The organism is Flavobacterium sp. HSC-61S13 (assembly GCF_024171535.1).
Taxonomy (GTDB): domain Bacteria; phylum Bacteroidota; class Bacteroidia; order Flavobacteriales; family Flavobacteriaceae; genus Flavobacterium.
Window position 1 is genome coordinate 55,425 of sequence record NZ_JALJZV010000014.1, and the last position, 16,907, is coordinate 72,331.

Genomic DNA, 16,907 nt, shown 5'->3' on the forward strand with positions numbered 1-16,907 from the left:
GAGACAACAAATAGACTTTCAAGGATGCAAAAATTATTGACGGTAGTCGTATGTGGGTTAGTAATGACTTCCTGTGCTACAATTTTGAATAAAAAAACTTATATCATGCCCGTTTCAAGTAATATCGAACCAGCCAAGGTCAAGGTTTATGATCAGGTTTATGAATTACCAGCTGATGTAGAAGTCACCCGATCAAATAAGGATCTGAATATGATACTGATCGCAGATAGTGTAAATATAGAATATACCATTAAGCCGCGTTTATCCGCGAAATTTTTATATATGAATCTGGTGGGGGAGCTAGCCGCTCCAATAAATTATGTCGTTGACCTGACCAATCATAAACGCTTTTATTACGGCAATAAAGTTTTCCTTAATACAGCAGATACGCTTAGGATTTACGAAGGAAGTATGGCTATAAAACAGCGTCGATACTTCGGTAAGGAATTTCGTAAAAACAAAGGAGATATTTTTTTTAGAGTATCAATTCCAGCTTTAAATTCATTTGTTCTGAAACCGAGTCAGGAACCGATCAAGGACAGAACAGGAATTTTTGGTATTTCTTTAGGTTTTGATTATTACTATAAAACCAATCAGTATTTAAGTACTTCAGGGACTTATGTAGCAAGTAAAACACCTCCTCCTTTTAGTGATTTTGAAAATATACAGTCTGCCTATTGGAGTCTCTCAAACAACCATAAATGGAATAGATGGAATCTGGGTTATGGAGTTTCCTATTCGCATAATATGTGGAAATTCGACAATTCTGGCTATGATATAGATGTGGATTCACCAGATCATATTTCAATTACTAAAACTAGTTATGCCTTGGGTCTTGTATTTCCGACCTCTTTTCAGTTAAATAAATTTTTTAGTTTTGGTTTGATCTATCGACCTAGTTTTTATCATTTGGGATCCAATCAGAAAGTGGAATACGAACATTTGATCAGTCTTGAAGCAATTCTTAAATTGCCCATCAGACAGAGTAAAAGTAGTTAAAAGTACTAATTGACAAAGCAGGTTTATACACAGATGAAATGAACAGTAGTTAATAATTTGCGAGCTGTTCACTCGAATAAACTTTTAATGAGGTTTAAGCATTTGTGATATTCTTTATTGTGTATCTGTGAATTCGAAATTTTTCTTGACAAACCAATCCGAATTGTCCCTAATTCCAAGATTGAATTGTTATAAATAAAATTTCTAAATTTCACAAAACATGAAAAAATTTGCATTTATTTTTAGATTAAATGGCGCTAGTCCTGCTGTTCCTACTGCTGAACAATTAGCTGAACGCCTAACTTGGTTGAGCGATTTAATAGACAATCAAACAGTGGTTGATCGGGGGAATACACTAACGTCTACTCCTGCAAGGCGAATTGATGCCGAGGGGGGAATTGAAGAGGATGTATGTGATGATTATTCTTTTTTTATCAGTGGCTACTTGGTCATACAGGCTCAAAATATCGATCAGGCTGTGACTATAGCATTAAGTAATCCCATTTATAAGGTGGGAGGCACTATAGAGGTGCGGGAAGTCGTTCAACGACCTTGATCCAGACTTTTTTTGTATATTGCTGTCCATTGACATATATGGTTTACTAGCCGATGTTGATCGATTAAGTATAGAGAATCAAAGCGGTTTGTAGGATCGATTATCTATGACTGCGAAAAAGTTTTTTTACGCAGTCATAGATAGCCGTAGTTGACAGTGTTAATTCAGAGGTAAAATTAAGATGGAGCAAGTTGTTACAAAAGATGGAATCCATCTACTGGGCATTAAAAAAGGAGTATGCCAAGAATTCCTATTAACTGTTCATTTTTCGGACTATACCGTTTTCCTAATCAAAGATGGTAAAGGTACTTTTTATGCAGATAGTAATTCCTTCCCTTTTTCAGGTCCCGTACTGTTATTTGCAACACCGATGCAAGGTTTATCGATAGCGTCTGAAGGGGAGCTGGAGTTTTTTACCTTACAGTTTCATTCAGATTTTTACTGTATAGAAACCCATCGTGAAGAGGTGGCTTGTAATGGACTCCTATTTAATTCTATTTATATAGATCCTACAGTACGTATTTCGTCGATCGAATGGGGTGTTTTTGAGCAACTAATTACTCAAATGCAGCAAGAGATCAGAGCTGTTGAATCAACGGAGATCGTATTGCGAGCATACCTGCAATTGATACTAGCAAAATCGAGTAGTATTAAAATAAAACTCGAACAAAGAGAATCCCTGTATCGAATGAAAGATGAAAAAATGGAACGATTTCGCGATTTATTGAATCAACATTTTCTCCGTCTTCATCGACCTATGGATTATGCGAACTTGTTAGATATTTCTGCTAATTTACTGACTAAAAAAGCCGTAAAATATTTTGGTAAATCGCCTTCTCAATTGATTCAAGAGCGTTTGATACTCGAAGCCAAAAAGAAATTACACCTGACTACGAGTAGTATTAAAGAGATCGCTTTTCAAATGGAATTCTCGGATCAATATTATTTTAGTCGATTTTTTAAAAAACACACCCTAGTTTCGCCTCAAGAATTTCGAAATCGGGCAGGAATTTCCGAAGTGGCATATTTGTCTAAGGAATAGGCATTTTCGTCCATGTTCTACTGGCGGTATATCGGCTAAATTTGTAGGCTCATATTCAATTTGTTGTTCAACGCAGTTTTCAAAACTAGTTTTTTATGACTAATAAGAAAGCTATTTGCTGATGTAACTATTGAAAAAATCAAATTTTCATTATGATACTAAAGATTATTACCCAGTTAGCAGGGTTGCAAAAGTCGTTTATCAACCTGCTTAGAATAGCTGTTTTTGTGGTTATGGTATGGATTGGCGGTTTAAAAGCTTTTCATTATGAAGCTGATGGGATCATTCCGTTTGTCGCAAATAGTCCCGTGATGAGCTTCTTCTTAAACAAGCCTGCTCCCGAGTACCAAGAATACAAAAATCCAGAAGGTAAAGAAGTGGCTGAAAATATAGCTTGGCATCGCGACAACGGTACTTATACTTTTTCCTATGTGCTTGGAACTGTAATTGTTTTGATAGGATTTTTGGTTTTGTCCGGAATTGGTTTTCCAAAAATAGGATTAATCGGAGGACTCTTGACCTTTGGGATGTCGTTGGTAACCCTATCTTTTTTAATAACCACACCCGAAGTCTATGTACCTAATTTGGGAGGAGATTTTCCAACGGAGCATTTTGGTTTCCCTTTCCTATCTGGAGCGGGGCGCTTGGTATTAAAAGATGTGATTATGATGATCGGTGGACTGATTTGTGCTTCCGAAAGTGCGCAACGTCTACTTCAAAATAAATCGCGATAGCATTTCGTAAATACTACGGTATATAAAGAAAGGATTTTTGACTGTCAAAGTCGAGAATCCTTTCTTTGTTTATTAGAGACCTTTTTTACCTAGTGACCAAAAGGGTTGAGAAAATATGTTGTGCGATGAAATTCCTTTTTGCTTGAGAAGCATCATGGTCTGTTGTATGGTTTTGGCATTGCCAATCAGGTAAAAATGTGTTTTTGCAACACTGATAAAATACTGTTCAAAAAATAAGTTTAAACCTTGTTCTATCTGACCTTTTCGTACACTGATTACCGGTTTAAATAACTCCGTAATGGTGGAGGTATTGATAGGATTGTTTTCGGTAATTACATAACACGGTTGTTGTATACTCTCGTATTCATGGATCATATTTAGTGCAAATCCCAATCCCGTTTCATCGGTTACGACTACGTGCATATCTGCTACTCCTTGTAGGGGAGAACGGCCTCGTGGAATCACCATTTTTAGCCGATCACCGATCTTAAGGTGCTCGATATAATCATTGCCTAATGTACCGCTATGTAGGTGGAACAGTATATAAAAACAATCGGGCTGGTCTTTTATGGTGATAGGTGTATAATTTCTAAATTCCGTATCGCTGACTCGGATACTGATTGCATCACCAAATTTACAATTGGGCATGGGGGTCAGTGATTTCAATTCTATTTTTAGCAATTCGGCATTCCACGGTTCTATCGCTACAACAGTACATTCAAAGTATAAGCTTTTCAACAAACTTTCCATGGCATTGGCCATCCATTTAGGCATTTTTGACATCATTTACAATTTGATGGGTCGATTGATTATTTCCACCCAGATTTCAATTGTAAAATAACGGAACAGGCCTTATTTAGACAAGGTATAAATAACGTTAATAGTTGGACGATTCGCGGTATCTCTTTCGAAAGGTAGTAGGGGATTCAGCTGTGGTTTTATGAAACAGGCGCGAAAAATATCTGTGATCGTGAAAACCCAAGTCGTAAGCGATTTCCTTAATGGAGTTATCGGTATAAAACAGCAATCTTTTTGCTTCGATAAAAACCTCTTGTTGAATCCAATAGGTTAACGAAAATCCCGTGTTCCCTTTTATACTATCGTTGAGGTAAGCTGTACTTACATTCAGCATTTTAGCATAGGTTTTCGGTTCTTTGATGGTTTTATAATGTGCTCGTACTAAGGCTCTAAATTGACTGCTGAGTATGCTCGTTCTATTTTCTGGTATTGCAGGTTGCGCTGTAGAATTTTCAAAATAGAACTGATTAAACAAACTGAGAAAACCTTCTACTAACAGTAGATTGGTAGTGGGCAAATCACATTGACTTTTTTGGTAGTCGATCGTCTTGTCAATCAGTTTTAGAAAGCTGACCATAATGTCGTTTTGTTCCGGTCTAAGCGCTTTAATACTACGGTGCATCAACGATTCTTCAAGCTGGATCTTGTTTTTCGAATTAACCAAGTCCGCGTCGATTGCTAGAGACCAACCCTTAACATTTTTGACATTATTGGTGTAATGTACCTGACCTGGAAGTATATAACCCATAGCATTGTCTTCTATCACTATCTCCTTAAAGTCGACAAACATTGAAACGGTTCCTTGCTGTTGAATATAAAAGATGTAATAGGAATCGCGGTGCGTTAATCGGATCATTTGATGGTCATTTAACGGATCATCATAATTGATTTTATATACTTGGATTCCGATTTTACTATCGTGTAAATGGTGTAAAGGAATGTTTTTTATTGTTTTTTTTGAAGGCATAATAAAAACAGCTATAAAGGTAAAGATAGGGACTATTATCGGATTCGTGTATCAAAATCAGAGAAACGAAACCGGGCTTTTTAAATGTAATGGCTAACAAATACGATGGTCTATTTAGGGCATGTTCTCGGCTTTAATTGCATCAATAGTGTTAATTTTTTATTTTTAACAGTTTGCTTTTGATTGTTTTTTATTTTTTTATTATATTTAATTGATTGAGTTAACTCCTTAATGAAAAAGGGGTTAGACCAAATAATTCACTTCTAGATGATACTTATACTAAATAGACATCGATCTAAATAGCTTGGCAAACGATTAGCTCCTTCTACTGTTTAAAAGGTTTTTTTTAAGGGAAAAATAGGGTTTACTAAGGTAAGATAAATCGATTATTCACTTTTAAAATAAACCGATATGAAAAATATATTTGTATTTTTTTTCTCGACGATGCCGTGTTTCTCGCAATGCCCCTGTATCAAATCAGCTGTAATTGGTTTAGGTAAGGAAATGGCTAATAGTCATAATAATCTTGTCGTAGCGATGGATGATGTGCATATTCGTGCGGGAGATGCCGTAGCGTTGTACGCCAAAAAAGGTAGTGGAGAATTGCTGTGGTACGCCAAAGGGAAAAGAGTTAATGAAACCTTGGTTAAACCTTACGAAACCACAGAGTATACCGTAAAATCCGTTATGGAATCCTGTCCAGATGCCTATGATCGTGTTCTTGTTACGGTCGAAGAAGTTTCTACTGCTAAAACCCTCACTGTTTTTCCGAATCCAACTTCTAATCAGCTGAGCATAGTGGTAGCGGGTAATTTTATCAGTAAAATTCGCCTCTATGATATGAACGGTCGTCAATTAGCGTATTATGATTTTGCTGACTTAACTCAGCAGTATATCATGAAGCTTTCTTCTTTGAATTCAGGGATTTATCTACTCAAAGTTGTATTGGTCGGTGGCGATGAAGTAGTCAAAAAGGTCATTAAAAATTGAAGTGATGAAAGCCTTTATTTTAATTTATATAGTTCTATTGAATGTTAATGCTTGGGTTTTTTATGGGCAGGATTTGAGAATTAAACACAGCGACTTACCGTTCGCAATACCCGTTGTAGTGAAACCTTCGGATGGTGATAAGATAATCTACCAGTGGTTAGAAAATGATCAAATTATCGATCAGGCCAACGACTTTGTTTATATCATTCCTCATGATAAGGCGGTAGGGACTTATAGGTATATTCACCAAGTAAAAGGCGTCGACTGCTCGGAGTGGGTAAGTAGTAATTCTTTTACGGTCGAAATATATCAGGATGAACACGAGAAAGATTATTCTTTAAAACGCCCCATTGACGCTAATTTTAGTCCACAAAAAGAATTGATCGGGTATTTAGAAGATCTAAGGACACTTATCGATCAGACCAAGAAACAATTGGATATTTCGATTTACAGTATGGATAACTACGATATCTACTTGGCCTTATCAAGAGCCGCAAAACGAGGAGTACAAATAAGAATGTTGTATGAAGGCGCCTTAAAAGATAGAAATCAGCAATATGGTACGGCTTCGCATCGATTGGAGGAGATTGGAGTAGATGTAAAATATGTCAATAAAACAAACCATCATAAATTTGTAATCGCCGATCAAGAGTTCTTGATGACTAGCAGTGGTAATTGGAATGCTAAGACCAATTGGCAACATGAAGAAAGTAGTTTGCTTATCACGGATACGGATCTCGTCTTAGAGTATCGTGCAGAGTTTGAGTTATTGTGGAATCATTCGAGAGAATTTGGTAAGAGTTATACCTACAAAGTGATCAACTCGGATAGTTTGTTGAATCAAGTCCAGGAGAATCCCATTGCCAAAGCTTATTTTACTTCATCAAATTATAAAATTTCACACTCGGTCAATCATGGACCTACTTTTTCGAAAAATGGCAATCGACAAGCACTAGCTGATCAACTTGTTTTAAGGATTCAACAATCCGAAAAATCGATAAAAATTGCAAGTAATTATTTGCGGTCCCGCCCAATCTGTGAGGCTTTAATCGCAAAGAAACTCGAGAACCCCTCCATCGAAATTAAAGTGTTTACCGATCAGAACGAATATATTACGGATTATAGCAATCAATATCAAATTGCCGAGCGAGATGCCTGTTACACCCATGCCAATACTCCAGCTAAAAAGAGGGATTGCTTAGAGAAGAATTTTATGTATAGTTATAACTTAATCGAAGCAGGTATTGACCTTCGATTTAAGTGTTATTCGTATAAATGGCACTATAGTACAGCAAAGACCATGCATCATAAATATGCGATTTTCGATGATGATGTTGTAGCTGTTGGCAGTTATAATTACTCCTATAATTCAGAAACCAATTGCATGGAGAACCTCGTGGTTTTTGATAGAAATGCTTCACCAGCTACAGTAGACCAATATGTCACCAACTTTAACGATATCTGGGAATTAGGACGACGCGAAAATTACTATGAGGATCTTTTGGTTCATCTTGCTTCTCCCAGCCGATATGTTCCGTTACTATTTACACCCATGTCTTTGGAACACAGGGAATATGCCCATTTAAAGCAACAGTTAGAAAATGCAGTCCCTCTAGTCAAAGATGCGTATTTTAAGCAGCAAGGACAATTTTACTCTTCTTACTTCAAAGGGGTTTCTCTACAATACGGAGGAGGTGATCAGCAGATCACAGCAGTTAATGATGAGATCGACGGATTGTTTACCATCGATTATTCCTATGATAAAAAAAAGAAGTTGGTGTCGATTAATTTCGATTTCCCAATTGGGATTCCATATACAAAAACATTTCAATACGATAATCATAGTAATTTGATAGGGGTTAAGACGCCTTATATCAATTTGGATCTGACTTTTGAAAATAAGCAATTAAAGCAGCTCAATACATCAGGTGCTAGTTACCATTGGGCCTACAAGGGCTTAAACAACAACGAGCGCGAAATATCCTATAGCACAACGACTCGCCCTAATTATTTAGTGAGTACATGGACGAATTTTGATTTCCCCAAATCAGTAAGGGATTTTGAAGGGCGGAATTTGAACTGGGAGTTTGACGATCAGCATGAATTGATTGCTTTAAACCATACCGATAGGAATCTGCAATACGAAACGACAAGTACGGGTATGTCAGTCAGAGCTACCGATGGAAATCAAGTCGATTTACAACTTTTTAGCTTGAATAAATATTTAATTACCACCTTGGGTACCGTTGCAACAACAGTCAGTTATCACAACCAAGAAACCGGCGATAGTGATCGCAGTCTGGCCATTGATATCCATTCGACTCGTGTAACTAGCGGACCAGGGAGCATGGCACATATAAATTATGTATTAGATCCGTATGGGCGCGTGATTAAAGCTTTTGATTTAACGATTTCTAGAAAACCGTTAACGGGTGAAATCAAGACCATTAAACAAGGGAGTTTAGAAGAAGTACGTACTTATTCCGCGTGGAATCTTTTGACAGAACAATCCGTGAAGTTTGGCAATAAAGAAATATATCGAGTGAAATATCAATATGATGCTTTGTTTAGAATAAAACAATTGGACGAAAGCCTAGGAGGGACCACAGATCAAATAAGATATACGTATACTGCCAAGGGCGAACTGCATCAAGTAGTTAAAAATGGTTTGGTTTATGAAGAATATAGCTATGATGACTTAGGTAATAGGTTACAGGTCAAGTCAGGAGCAACTTTATATACGTATACAAACAATGATTACAATCAAACGACGGGTTATTCGTGGATGCAGTCGGGTATAATGAAACGTAAGAAATTCAAATACAACTTAGCGGGACAATTGCAAAGCCATAGTAATATAACGAACAATACGCTTACGTCTAGCAGACAATATGATTATGATGTTTGGGGCAATTTAAAGGAGGTAGCTTGGGCTGCTCAAAAGCGCACTTACTATTATGATGTTTTTAATAGAGCAACAGTGACCTATCAAAATAGCGTTGCCAAGCATAAGTTTGTATATGGTATTGCGAATGTTCCCCTTGCAATGCTCAATGAAAACGATCGTATTATCAGTACTTATTTGTATAGCGATCAGCATACACCCGTATTGATGCGCAAAGGAAGTCGAGACTATTATTTGATTACGGATATCCGAGGATCATTGCGCATGGTGGTTCAGCTTGATAATGGTGAAATTCAGCAAGAAATCACTTACGACGCCTTTGGTAAAATAATTACTGATACGCATCCCGGTTTTACGCCTTTTGGTTTTACAGCTGGCTTGTATGATTATAGAACGGGCTTAGTTCGATTGGGTTTCAGAGATTACTTTGCGGAGATGGGCAGCTGGACAACAGAAAATCCACTGGGCTTTTTGAGTGGACATTTTAATGACTATATCTATGCTTTAAATGATCCAATTAATTACAAAACTGCTGGGATACAAACCCGATATATTCACAAGTCAACCGATGGCATACATTCCAATTGGAATTCATTATTAACCCTTGTAATGGGAACAGCGGGAAAGGGAATGATTTGGGACGGTTTAGAATCTTTATGGGTTAAAGATCAACTGTCTTTTGACGGAAAAACCGCTCGAAATATGAAAAATAAAATTTACCCCATGACAGGAAATCCGGCTATGCACCAAAAGATCCATGCGTTTTACCAATCCAAATTTACTTACGAAATACCTTATACTATTTTCAATTGGGTGCAGTAGTCATTGCCTACTGTATCCAGCGTATGCTAAACTTAAGTATAATTCGGTATGATCAAAACGAATAAGCGATTATGGATTTTTGCGCTTAGGGCCTTTTTATTAAAAACAAAAATGCCACTAAACCAGATGGCTTAGCGGCATTTTTTATTGATGATGTTAGTTAGAATCTATAACGTACACTTACGCCAAAATCAGGTTCCAAACCATCTCTGTAATCGTCGTTAAAATACAGTTCTGGACGGAAATCTAAGGAAATTTGTAGTGGAATATCAAAATTGTACTCAATACCGATATTACCCGTTACCAATCCAAAAGAACCGCTATCGGTGTGTTTATGGTAATTTCCTTTGTAGTTCCAACTACCTATACCAGCTCCAACTCCAGCATACCAATTAAAACCACCCTCGATATTCCAAACCCATTCGTAAAGACCAACAACTTTAAAAGCTTTATAGTCATGATTACTTCTCCATCCTAAATCAAATTCCAAACGATTGTTTTTTTGAACAGCACGTTGGTAAGAAATTTCTGCTCCAAAGCCGTCGTTATCTCCAATACGTAAACCCAAAGCATTTTTAGCATTGATTTGAGCTTGTGATGTTAATACCCCTCCCAGAGCCAAAATTGCAGTTAAAATTATTTTTTTCATAGTCAAATATTTTGCTTCAAAAGTAACGGTTTCTTACGATTTTTTCAAACTTATTATCAGTTTGTGCACTTATGGGAAAAAATCTGAGATATGTATTTTGATCGAGTTCGTATGGTTGATTTTTTATAGGTTATTTAGTGAAATAAAGTAATTTATGTTTAAAACTATCGTTGTTAAATAATTGCTATAATTCTGTTTGTGACTTTTTGTATAAGATATTATTCTATATTTGCCCCATTATTAAGAATTTCACCTCGGTGAAATAGCAACCTGCCTCAACACGCAAGGTGCTGCAATGGATAAGCCAAGCAATTGGAAAAAAGGTTGATGCTACTTCAGGTTTTTATATCAATGCTTTTAATAATTATTTTAAAACGAAATTTGATATGAATTCAAACCACAAACTCTACAGTTTAATTCCTTTTTTAGTTTTTATTTCGGTCTTCTTAGGCGCGGGAATATACTTGGACGATTTTTATAAATTGCCGTCACCTATTGCTGTCATAGCTGGGCTGCTTGTAGCTTTCATTATGTATCGTTTACCTTTAAATGAGAAAATCAATCAATTTATAGAAGGCTGTGGTGATAGTAAGATAATCACCATGTGTGTGATCTATTTATTAGCTGGTGCCTTTGCAACGGTTACCAAGGCTATAGGGGGAGTTGATATGATGGTACATTTGGGATTGTCCTATATACCGATACAGTATTTGCCATTAGGAGTCTTTCTAGTTGCTTGTTTTTTGTCATTGTCTATTGGAACCTCGGTAGGTGCTATAGTGGCTTTAGGTCCAATTGTAGTGGGTTTAGCAGATCAGAGTGGTATCTCACTAGGTCTGGTTTGTGGTTCGCTCTTGGCTGGGTCTATGTTTGGAGATAATTTGTCCCTGATTTCAGATACGACTATCGCTGCAACACAAACATTGGGTTGCGAAATGAAAGATAAATTTAAAGCCAATTCCCTATTAGCTATCCCAGCAGCTATTATGTGTTGTCTATTATTGTATTTTATCAGTACTGATATCACTGTGGATCAAACTTTGACTAAACCTATTTTTGAAGCACCTCATTGGATAGTCTTTTTACCCTACCTATTGGTTATTCTATTATCGATTATGGGGCTTCACGTTTTTGTAGTGTTGACCATTAGTATAGTGGTCGCAGGTATCATAGGGTCGGTAGTTCAAGCCATGGATGTTATTGTTTTTTCTAATTTGGTCTATGAAGGTTTTTTGTCGATGATTGATATTTTTCTCTTATCAATGTTTACGGGCGGCTTGGCTAGAATGGTTGAAAAACAAGGTGGGATTCAATATTTACTTACGAAAATGCAAGGCATGATACGCGATCAGAAATCAGCACAGTGGGGTATAGGTTTTTTAGTTGCTAGTGTCAATCTAGCGGTAGCTAATAATACCGTCGCAATTCTAATTTCAGGCGGTTTGGCCAAAGATATTGCTGATAAATACCATATTTCCAAACCCAAAGCAGCGTCTATTTTGGATATTTTTGCGTGTTTTGTACAAGGACTATTACCCTATGGAGCACAAATATTGATATTACTGAGTTTTACAGCTGGTCGATTGGATTATTTAGATTTAGTTAAAAATGCCTTCTACTTATACTTCCTGCTCATCATTACTGCAGCAGCAATTATCTTTGGAAATCGCGAAAAAAAGCCAGCAGTTGTTATAGAATAATTTATAGTATTCTAAAATGTTTATATTTGCGGTTCATTGGAACATATTAATTACGTATTTACATGAAATTACTAGAAGGAAAAATAGCAATTATCACAGGAGCCAGTAGAGGAATTGGTAGAGGAATAGCTGAAGTTTTTGCAATACAAGGAGCGAATATTGCTTTTACATACAGTTCATCTGCCGAAGCAGCTCAAGTATTAGAAAATGAATTAATCGCATTAGGAGTACAGGCAAAAGGATACCAATCCAATGCGGCAGATTTTGATGCAGCTCAAAAATTAGTAGATACGGTTTTAGAGGATTTTGGAAATATCGATATTTTGATTAACAATGCCGGGATTACCAAAGATAATTTATTGATGCGCCTATCTGAAAGCGATTTTGATACCGTTATAGAGGTTAACTTAAAATCGGTTTTCAACATGACTAAGGCGGTTCAGAGAACGATGCTGAAAAACAGAAAGGGATCGATTATTAATATGAGTTCTGTGGTAGGAGTGAAAGGTAATGCTGGACAGACTAATTATGCTGCTTCTAAAGCAGGGGTTATCGGTTTTTCGAAGTCAGTAGCTCTGGAATTGGGATCTCGTAATATTCGTTGTAATGTGGTTGCACCGGGTTTTATAGAAACGGAAATGACGGCAAAATTGCCTGAAGATGTGGTTAAGGGATGGACAGATGCAATTCCATTGAAACGCGGTGGTACTCCAGAAGATGTAGCCAACGCATGTGTTTTCTTAGCTTCTGATTTATCGGCTTATGTGACCGGTCAAGTCATGAATGTAGATGGTGGAATGTTGACCTAATAGGTCATATCTTATTTGAAAATAAATTAACAATAGATCATAAAAAGCAGTAATAAGATTTTCTTGTTACTGTTTTTGTTTTATTTTTAAACAGCTTTAGTTGATACTAATACTTTAACTATTTTTGTATAAATAAACAAGAGATGGAATACTTACTCGTGAAGTAAATAAAAAGATAAAAAAAAAGAATTATGATTATAGAACCTAAAGTACGTGGCTTTATTTGTCTTACTGCACATCCAAAAGGATGTGAGCAAAATGTGATTAATCAAATTAATTATGTAAAATCTAAAGGAGCTATTGATGGACCTAAACGAGTATTGGTTATCGGTTCATCTACCGGTTTCGGATTGGCATCGAGAATCACTAGTGCCTTTGGATCTGATGCTGCCACTATAGGGGTTTATTTTGAAAAACCACCTGCAGAGGGCAAACCGGCATCACCAGGTTGGTATAATACTGCTGCATTCGAATTGCAGGCGCATAAAGCGGGTTTATACGCAAAAAGTGTCAACGGAGATGCATTTTCCCATGAAGTTAAAAAAACTGTTTTGGATTTGATTAAAACCGATTTGGGACAAATCGATTTGATTATTTATAGCTTGGCTTCTCCTAGAAGAACGCATCCGGATACCGCTGAGGTATTTAATTCGGTTTTAAAACCTATTGGTCAAAAATTCTCTAGTAAAACAGTCAATTTCCATACAGGAGATATATCCGACATCACTATCGAACCTGTAACGGCTGACAGTGATATAGAAAACACCATTGCCGTTATGGGCGGTGAAGATTGGGCTATGTGGATCGAAGCCCTAAAACAAGCTGATTTACTAGCTGAAAATGCGGTAACGGTGGCTTATTCCTATGTAGGACCAGAATTGACAGAAGCGATTTATAGAAAAGGAACAATAGGTAGAGCAAAAGATCATTTGGAAGCTACTGCTTTTGAAATTACCGATTCTTTAAAAGCCATCAATGGTAAAGGATATGTATCGGTTAATAAAGCGTTAGTAACTCAAGCCAGTTCTGCGATTCCAGTTATTCCACTCTATATGTCTTTGCTATATAAAGTGATGAAAGAGCAAAATTTACACGAAGGCTGTATCGAACAAATTCAACGTCTATTTCAAGAGCGTTTATATACTTCCAAAGCCATTCCAACAGATGAAAAAGGAAGAATCCGTATTGACGATTGGGAAATGCGCGAAGATGTTCAGCAAAAAGTCATTGAATTGTGGAAAGAAGTAACCACCGAAAACCTACCTGAACTAGGAGATTTAGCAGGATATCAACAGGATTTCTTTAATCTTTTTGGATTTAAAGTTGCCGGAGTTGACTATGATGTTGAGGTAGATGAAATGGTTCAAATTCCAGGTTTAGTATAAGTATTAGGTTAATAGTGTAGAGGACACCCTTATTTAATAAAATAAAAGCAGTAGTGAATTTCGATTTGCTACTGCTTTTTTTATTATAAACTAAAGGGATTAAGTAATAATTTCTAGTTAAGATTTCATCTATTATCTTAAAATTGTATGATAATTATCATTTTTTGATGCATATATTATAGTTATTTTTATTTTTAAATAAAACTATAAACTATGAATATGATTACAACTGCTTTGTATTCTTTTAGCAATGGAGCTTTTATTATGATTGGTGTTTTTGCTCTGGTTTGTATCGCCATTGTCGGTGCTATATTCCTATTGATGGGAACCGATAAAAGCAAAAAAACAAATGGTGATAATTCTAAAGAAACTTAATTTAGTTTGCATCTTTTAAATTTAAAAAGATGCAAACTTTTTGTAAAGTAATTAATTGTCGTAGTGTTTGCGATTCTAAAGTATTGAATAGGGATAATTATACTAATCCAAACCTAATTTACTGTGCTTTTTTAATCAATTCTTCGATGATATTCCAATCGTACAAATGGAAAGTCATACCGTTACTCATTGCGACAAACATACCATTTGGAAATTTAGGTCCTAGATTGATATGTGTAACATCGGCTCCATCACATTCTATGGTTGAAGTGGGGATTTCAGCAAGTAGTGGATATTCGTTGGGATTTCCATTAGCGCCTTCTCTAGGGTATACCATAAAAGTGTTGGCTTGTTGATTGGATACTAATATATATCCAGTTGTTGGGGTCTTTTTATAAATCGCGATACCTTCGTGGTCCGATTTAAAGTCGTCTTTTCCAAAGAAAGCCAACTCGCTATCATTATTTGCGGCTGGGTCGGCTAAGTATTTTTTAATACCTGCTTGTTCATCACTATAATATATATATCCCAATTCATTGTCCACAGCAATGGCTTCGATTTCTTTTTTACCACTAAAACTACCGAATTTGCGAACTACTTTAGCATCAACTGCCCCGTTTTTATCAGATAATTGGTATTGCCATAAATACGTTCCAGAAGGACCCGATTTTCGTCCCAATACGGCAAATATAGCGTGATCGCTTGGTCTTGTATATAAGGCTAATCCCATGGGGCCGCGCTCTGATTCTCCTTCGAATACTGCAATTCCGCCATTGTCGATAGGTGTTAAGTCGGGTAAAGAGAATATTCTGATTTTATTGGTTTCCCGTTCCGTTGTAACAGCGATATCCACAGTTTTGCCATTTATGATGAAACCGTAAGCGATATCCACGTTATTTGGTCGTTGTAAAGGAATACTTTTTTTGATGATTTTCCCGTTTAAGTCATAGAGAAACAGTCCACCGTCGCTGTCTTTGTCCGTGCCTATTACTAGACTTTTAGTTGGGTCTGTAGGATGTATCCAAATTGCTGGATCGTCGGTATCGTGTGGAGTTGGTTCTGTAATTACTACAGGTTTTATGGCGTCAGCTCGTACTGGCGCCAATTGATCGTTTTTACAGCTTAGTACTAGCCCCGTTAGCAAAAAGGTATATAGAATAGGGTATAGAGATCTTTTCATGATTTTATTTTTTAATTTCTGAGGTGTTTATTATTTTTCCAGAAGCATTGACAGTTTGGATTAACATTTTTGTGGCGGTGATTGAAAAAGTCATAAAACCAGCTTCTGCTTGTGAAAATAGCGTGCCTTCTGTTATTCCCGTTGGTCGAACTTCGCTAGCTGCTCCTGATAGAAACTGCGTAGTATAACGGCCCTTTGGTTTGATGATCTGTAAATCGTGTTCGTGACCGCATAGATAAGCATCAACTTGGTATTGATCAAAAATATCGGCAAATTGCGCTGCAAATGCCACGGTATCGGGGCTGGTTTTTCGCTTGCCCCCGCTGTATAAAGGATGATGCCCCACAACGATTTTCCATTTTATGGAAGGATCATTGTTTTTTAGATTGTTTTTAAGCCATAACGTTTGTGCAGCAGTATCTTGAGCAATGATATTATCATACATGTCGCTTCCCGGTTTGTAATAACTCTTGATATAGGGATTGGTATCCATAAACAACATCAATACTTTTTCACCGTTTTTTAGTTCAAAAGTCTTGCTATAATATTTCTCTGGCATTTTCCAACGTCTACTGATTTTGGAGTAGTCAATTTGCGCCTGTATATTGCCTCTGTAATCATGATTCCCCAAGGCCACATACCAATTGTGGTGCAGACTAATGTTTTTATAGATACTTTCAAAGGAGGACACCCATTGATGATCGCTAACACTTTGCACCCCGTTTGGATAAAAATTATCGCCTACACTGATCGTGAAATCAGCATCTATAGTCATGGCCGCTTTGCCCATTTGTTCGGCAACTTCTTTTTGATAGTATTGTCCAAATCTTCCGAAATCACCCATTAATAAAAAGTTTAAACTCTTGGGTTCCGTTTTTAATTCGGATATAAAACCTTCTCGATAACCTGATTTTTCTTCTGCAAGAAAATCTTGCGAAAAGGCTGTAGTGCAGTAGAAGGCTATTAAAAGTACTAAGATTCTTTTTGTCATGATAT

15 protein-coding genes and 1 riboswitch are annotated in these 16,907 nt (G+C 36.6%); of the genes, 10 read left to right on the forward strand and 5 right to left on the reverse strand.

Annotated features, from left to right (window positions below; all coding sequences use genetic code 11):
* The first annotated feature begins 24 nt into the window (after nucleotides 1–24).
* From L1275_RS12855 to L1275_RS12870, 4 genes are all read left to right on the forward strand, one after another.
* Nucleotides 25–999 carry a hypothetical protein gene (locus L1275_RS12855; RefSeq protein WP_253473972.1) on the forward strand — a complete coding sequence of 325 codons (975 nt, stop codon included), beginning with the start codon at nucleotides 25–27 and terminating at the stop codon, nucleotides 997–999.
* Nucleotides 1,000–1,219: 220 nt separating this feature from the next.
* Complete coding sequence (locus L1275_RS12860; protein ID WP_253473976.1) at nucleotides 1,220–1,555, forward strand: transcription initiation protein; 336 nt, start codon at nucleotides 1,220–1,222, stop codon at nucleotides 1,553–1,555.
* Between the two features lie 181 nt (nucleotides 1,556–1,736).
* Nucleotides 1,737–2,597 carry an AraC family transcriptional regulator gene (locus L1275_RS12865; protein ID WP_253473979.1) on the forward strand — a complete coding sequence of 287 codons (861 nt, stop codon included), beginning with the start codon at nucleotides 1,737–1,739 and terminating at the stop codon, nucleotides 2,595–2,597.
* A gap of 155 nt (nucleotides 2,598–2,752) precedes the next feature.
* Nucleotides 2,753–3,331: a DUF417 family protein gene (locus L1275_RS12870; RefSeq protein ID WP_253474072.1), complete on the forward strand. Its 579-nt coding sequence runs from the start codon at nucleotides 2,753–2,755 to the stop codon at nucleotides 3,329–3,331.
* A gap of 72 nt (nucleotides 3,332–3,403) precedes the next feature.
* Here L1275_RS12870 and L1275_RS12875 read toward each other — a convergent pair whose 3' ends face one another.
* Nucleotides 3,404–4,114: a hypothetical protein gene (locus L1275_RS12875; protein ID WP_253473982.1), complete on the reverse strand. Its 711-nt coding sequence runs from the start codon at nucleotides 4,112–4,114 to the stop codon at nucleotides 3,404–3,406.
* Nucleotides 4,115–4,208: 94 nt separating this feature from the next.
* Nucleotides 4,209–5,096: a helix-turn-helix domain-containing protein gene (locus L1275_RS12880; RefSeq protein ID WP_253473985.1), complete on the reverse strand. Its 888-nt coding sequence runs from the start codon at nucleotides 5,094–5,096 to the stop codon at nucleotides 4,209–4,211.
* A 411-nt stretch (nucleotides 5,097–5,507) separates the two neighbouring features.
* Here L1275_RS12880 and L1275_RS12885 point away from each other — a divergent pair, with 411 nt between their 5' ends.
* Nucleotides 5,508–6,086, forward strand: coding sequence for a T9SS type A sorting domain-containing protein (locus tag L1275_RS12885; protein ID WP_253473988.1), 579 nt, complete (start codon nucleotides 5,508–5,510; stop codon nucleotides 6,084–6,086).
* A 4-nt stretch (nucleotides 6,087–6,090) separates the two neighbouring features.
* Nucleotides 6,091–9,813, forward strand: coding sequence for a phospholipase D-like domain-containing protein (locus L1275_RS12890; protein ID WP_253473991.1), 3,723 nt, complete (start codon nucleotides 6,091–6,093; stop codon nucleotides 9,811–9,813).
* A gap of 160 nt (nucleotides 9,814–9,973) precedes the next feature.
* Here L1275_RS12890 and L1275_RS12895 read toward each other — a convergent pair whose 3' ends face one another.
* The gene (locus L1275_RS12895; protein ID WP_253473994.1) at nucleotides 9,974–10,462 is read right to left on the reverse strand and encodes an outer membrane beta-barrel protein; all 489 of its coding nucleotides are present in this window, start codon (nucleotides 10,460–10,462) and stop codon (nucleotides 9,974–9,976) included.
* Nucleotides 10,463–10,694: 232 nt separating this feature from the next.
* Nucleotides 10,695–10,794: riboswitch (SAM-I-IV-variant riboswitch) on the forward strand.
* A gap of 15 nt (nucleotides 10,795–10,809) precedes the next feature.
* Here L1275_RS12895 and L1275_RS12900 point away from each other — a divergent pair.
* From L1275_RS12900 to L1275_RS12915, 4 genes are all read left to right on the forward strand, one after another.
* Nucleotides 10,810–12,162 (forward strand): Na+/H+ antiporter NhaC family protein, encoded by a 1,353-nt coding sequence (locus tag L1275_RS12900; RefSeq protein ID WP_371923480.1) that lies wholly within the window; start codon nucleotides 10,810–10,812, stop codon nucleotides 12,160–12,162.
* Nucleotides 12,163–12,224: 62 nt separating this feature from the next.
* On the forward strand, nucleotides 12,225–12,971 hold the full coding sequence (fabG, locus tag L1275_RS12905) for a 3-oxoacyl-[acyl-carrier-protein] reductase (protein WP_253473999.1): 747 nt from the start codon (nucleotides 12,225–12,227) through the stop codon (nucleotides 12,969–12,971).
* 191 nt (nucleotides 12,972–13,162) lie between these two features.
* Nucleotides 13,163–14,356, forward strand: coding sequence for an enoyl-ACP reductase FabV (gene fabV / locus L1275_RS12910; RefSeq protein ID WP_253474002.1), 1,194 nt, complete (start codon nucleotides 13,163–13,165; stop codon nucleotides 14,354–14,356).
* A 213-nt stretch (nucleotides 14,357–14,569) separates the two neighbouring features.
* The gene (locus L1275_RS12915; protein ID WP_253474005.1) at nucleotides 14,570–14,731 is read left to right on the forward strand and encodes a hypothetical protein; all 162 of its coding nucleotides are present in this window, start codon (nucleotides 14,570–14,572) and stop codon (nucleotides 14,729–14,731) included.
* A 118-nt stretch (nucleotides 14,732–14,849) separates the two neighbouring features.
* Here the strand turns inward: L1275_RS12915 and L1275_RS12920 are convergent, their stop codons facing one another.
* Nucleotides 14,850–15,911 (reverse strand): phytase, encoded by a 1,062-nt coding sequence (locus tag L1275_RS12920; RefSeq protein ID WP_253474008.1) that lies wholly within the window; start codon nucleotides 15,909–15,911, stop codon nucleotides 14,850–14,852.
* A gap of 4 nt (nucleotides 15,912–15,915) precedes the next feature.
* Nucleotides 15,916–16,902, reverse strand: coding sequence for a metallophosphoesterase (locus L1275_RS12925; protein WP_253474011.1), 987 nt, complete (start codon nucleotides 16,900–16,902; stop codon nucleotides 15,916–15,918).
* Nucleotides 16,903–16,907: the final 5 nt, after the last annotated feature.

Excerpts from the sequence above, each read along its gene's own strand:
- L1275_RS12855 (WP_253473972.1), top strand. The coding sequence starts at position 25 with ATGCAAAAATTATTGACGGTAGTCGTATGTGGGTTAGTAATGACTTCC.
- L1275_RS12860 (WP_253473976.1), top strand. The coding sequence starts at position 1,220 with ATGAAAAAATTTGCATTTATTTTTAGATTAAATGGCGCTAGTCCTGCT.
- L1275_RS12865 (WP_253473979.1), top strand. The coding sequence starts at position 1,737 with ATGGAGCAAGTTGTTACAAAAGATGGAATCCATCTACTGGGCATTAAA.
- L1275_RS12875 (WP_253473982.1), bottom strand. The coding sequence starts at position 4,114 with ATGTCAAAAATGCCTAAATGGATGGCCAATGCCATGGAAAGTTTGTTG.
- L1275_RS12880 (WP_253473985.1), bottom strand. The coding sequence starts at position 5,096 with ATGCCTTCAAAAAAAACAATAAAAAACATTCCTTTACACCATTTACAC.
- L1275_RS12885 (WP_253473988.1), top strand. The coding sequence starts at position 5,508 with ATGAAAAATATATTTGTATTTTTTTTCTCGACGATGCCGTGTTTCTCG.
- L1275_RS12890 (WP_253473991.1), top strand. The coding sequence starts at position 6,091 with ATGAAAGCCTTTATTTTAATTTATATAGTTCTATTGAATGTTAATGCT.
- L1275_RS12895 (WP_253473994.1), bottom strand. The coding sequence starts at position 10,462 with ATGAAAAAAATAATTTTAACTGCAATTTTGGCTCTGGGAGGGGTATTA.
- fabG (WP_253473999.1), top strand. The coding sequence starts at position 12,225 with ATGAAATTACTAGAAGGAAAAATAGCAATTATCACAGGAGCCAGTAGA.
- fabV (WP_253474002.1), top strand. The coding sequence starts at position 13,163 with ATGATTATAGAACCTAAAGTACGTGGCTTTATTTGTCTTACTGCACAT.
- L1275_RS12915 (WP_253474005.1), top strand. The coding sequence starts at position 14,570 with ATGAATATGATTACAACTGCTTTGTATTCTTTTAGCAATGGAGCTTTT.
- L1275_RS12920 (WP_253474008.1), bottom strand. The coding sequence starts at position 15,911 with ATGAAAAGATCTCTATACCCTATTCTATATACCTTTTTGCTAACGGGG.
- L1275_RS12925 (WP_253474011.1), bottom strand. The coding sequence starts at position 16,902 with ATGACAAAAAGAATCTTAGTACTTTTAATAGCCTTCTACTGCACTACA.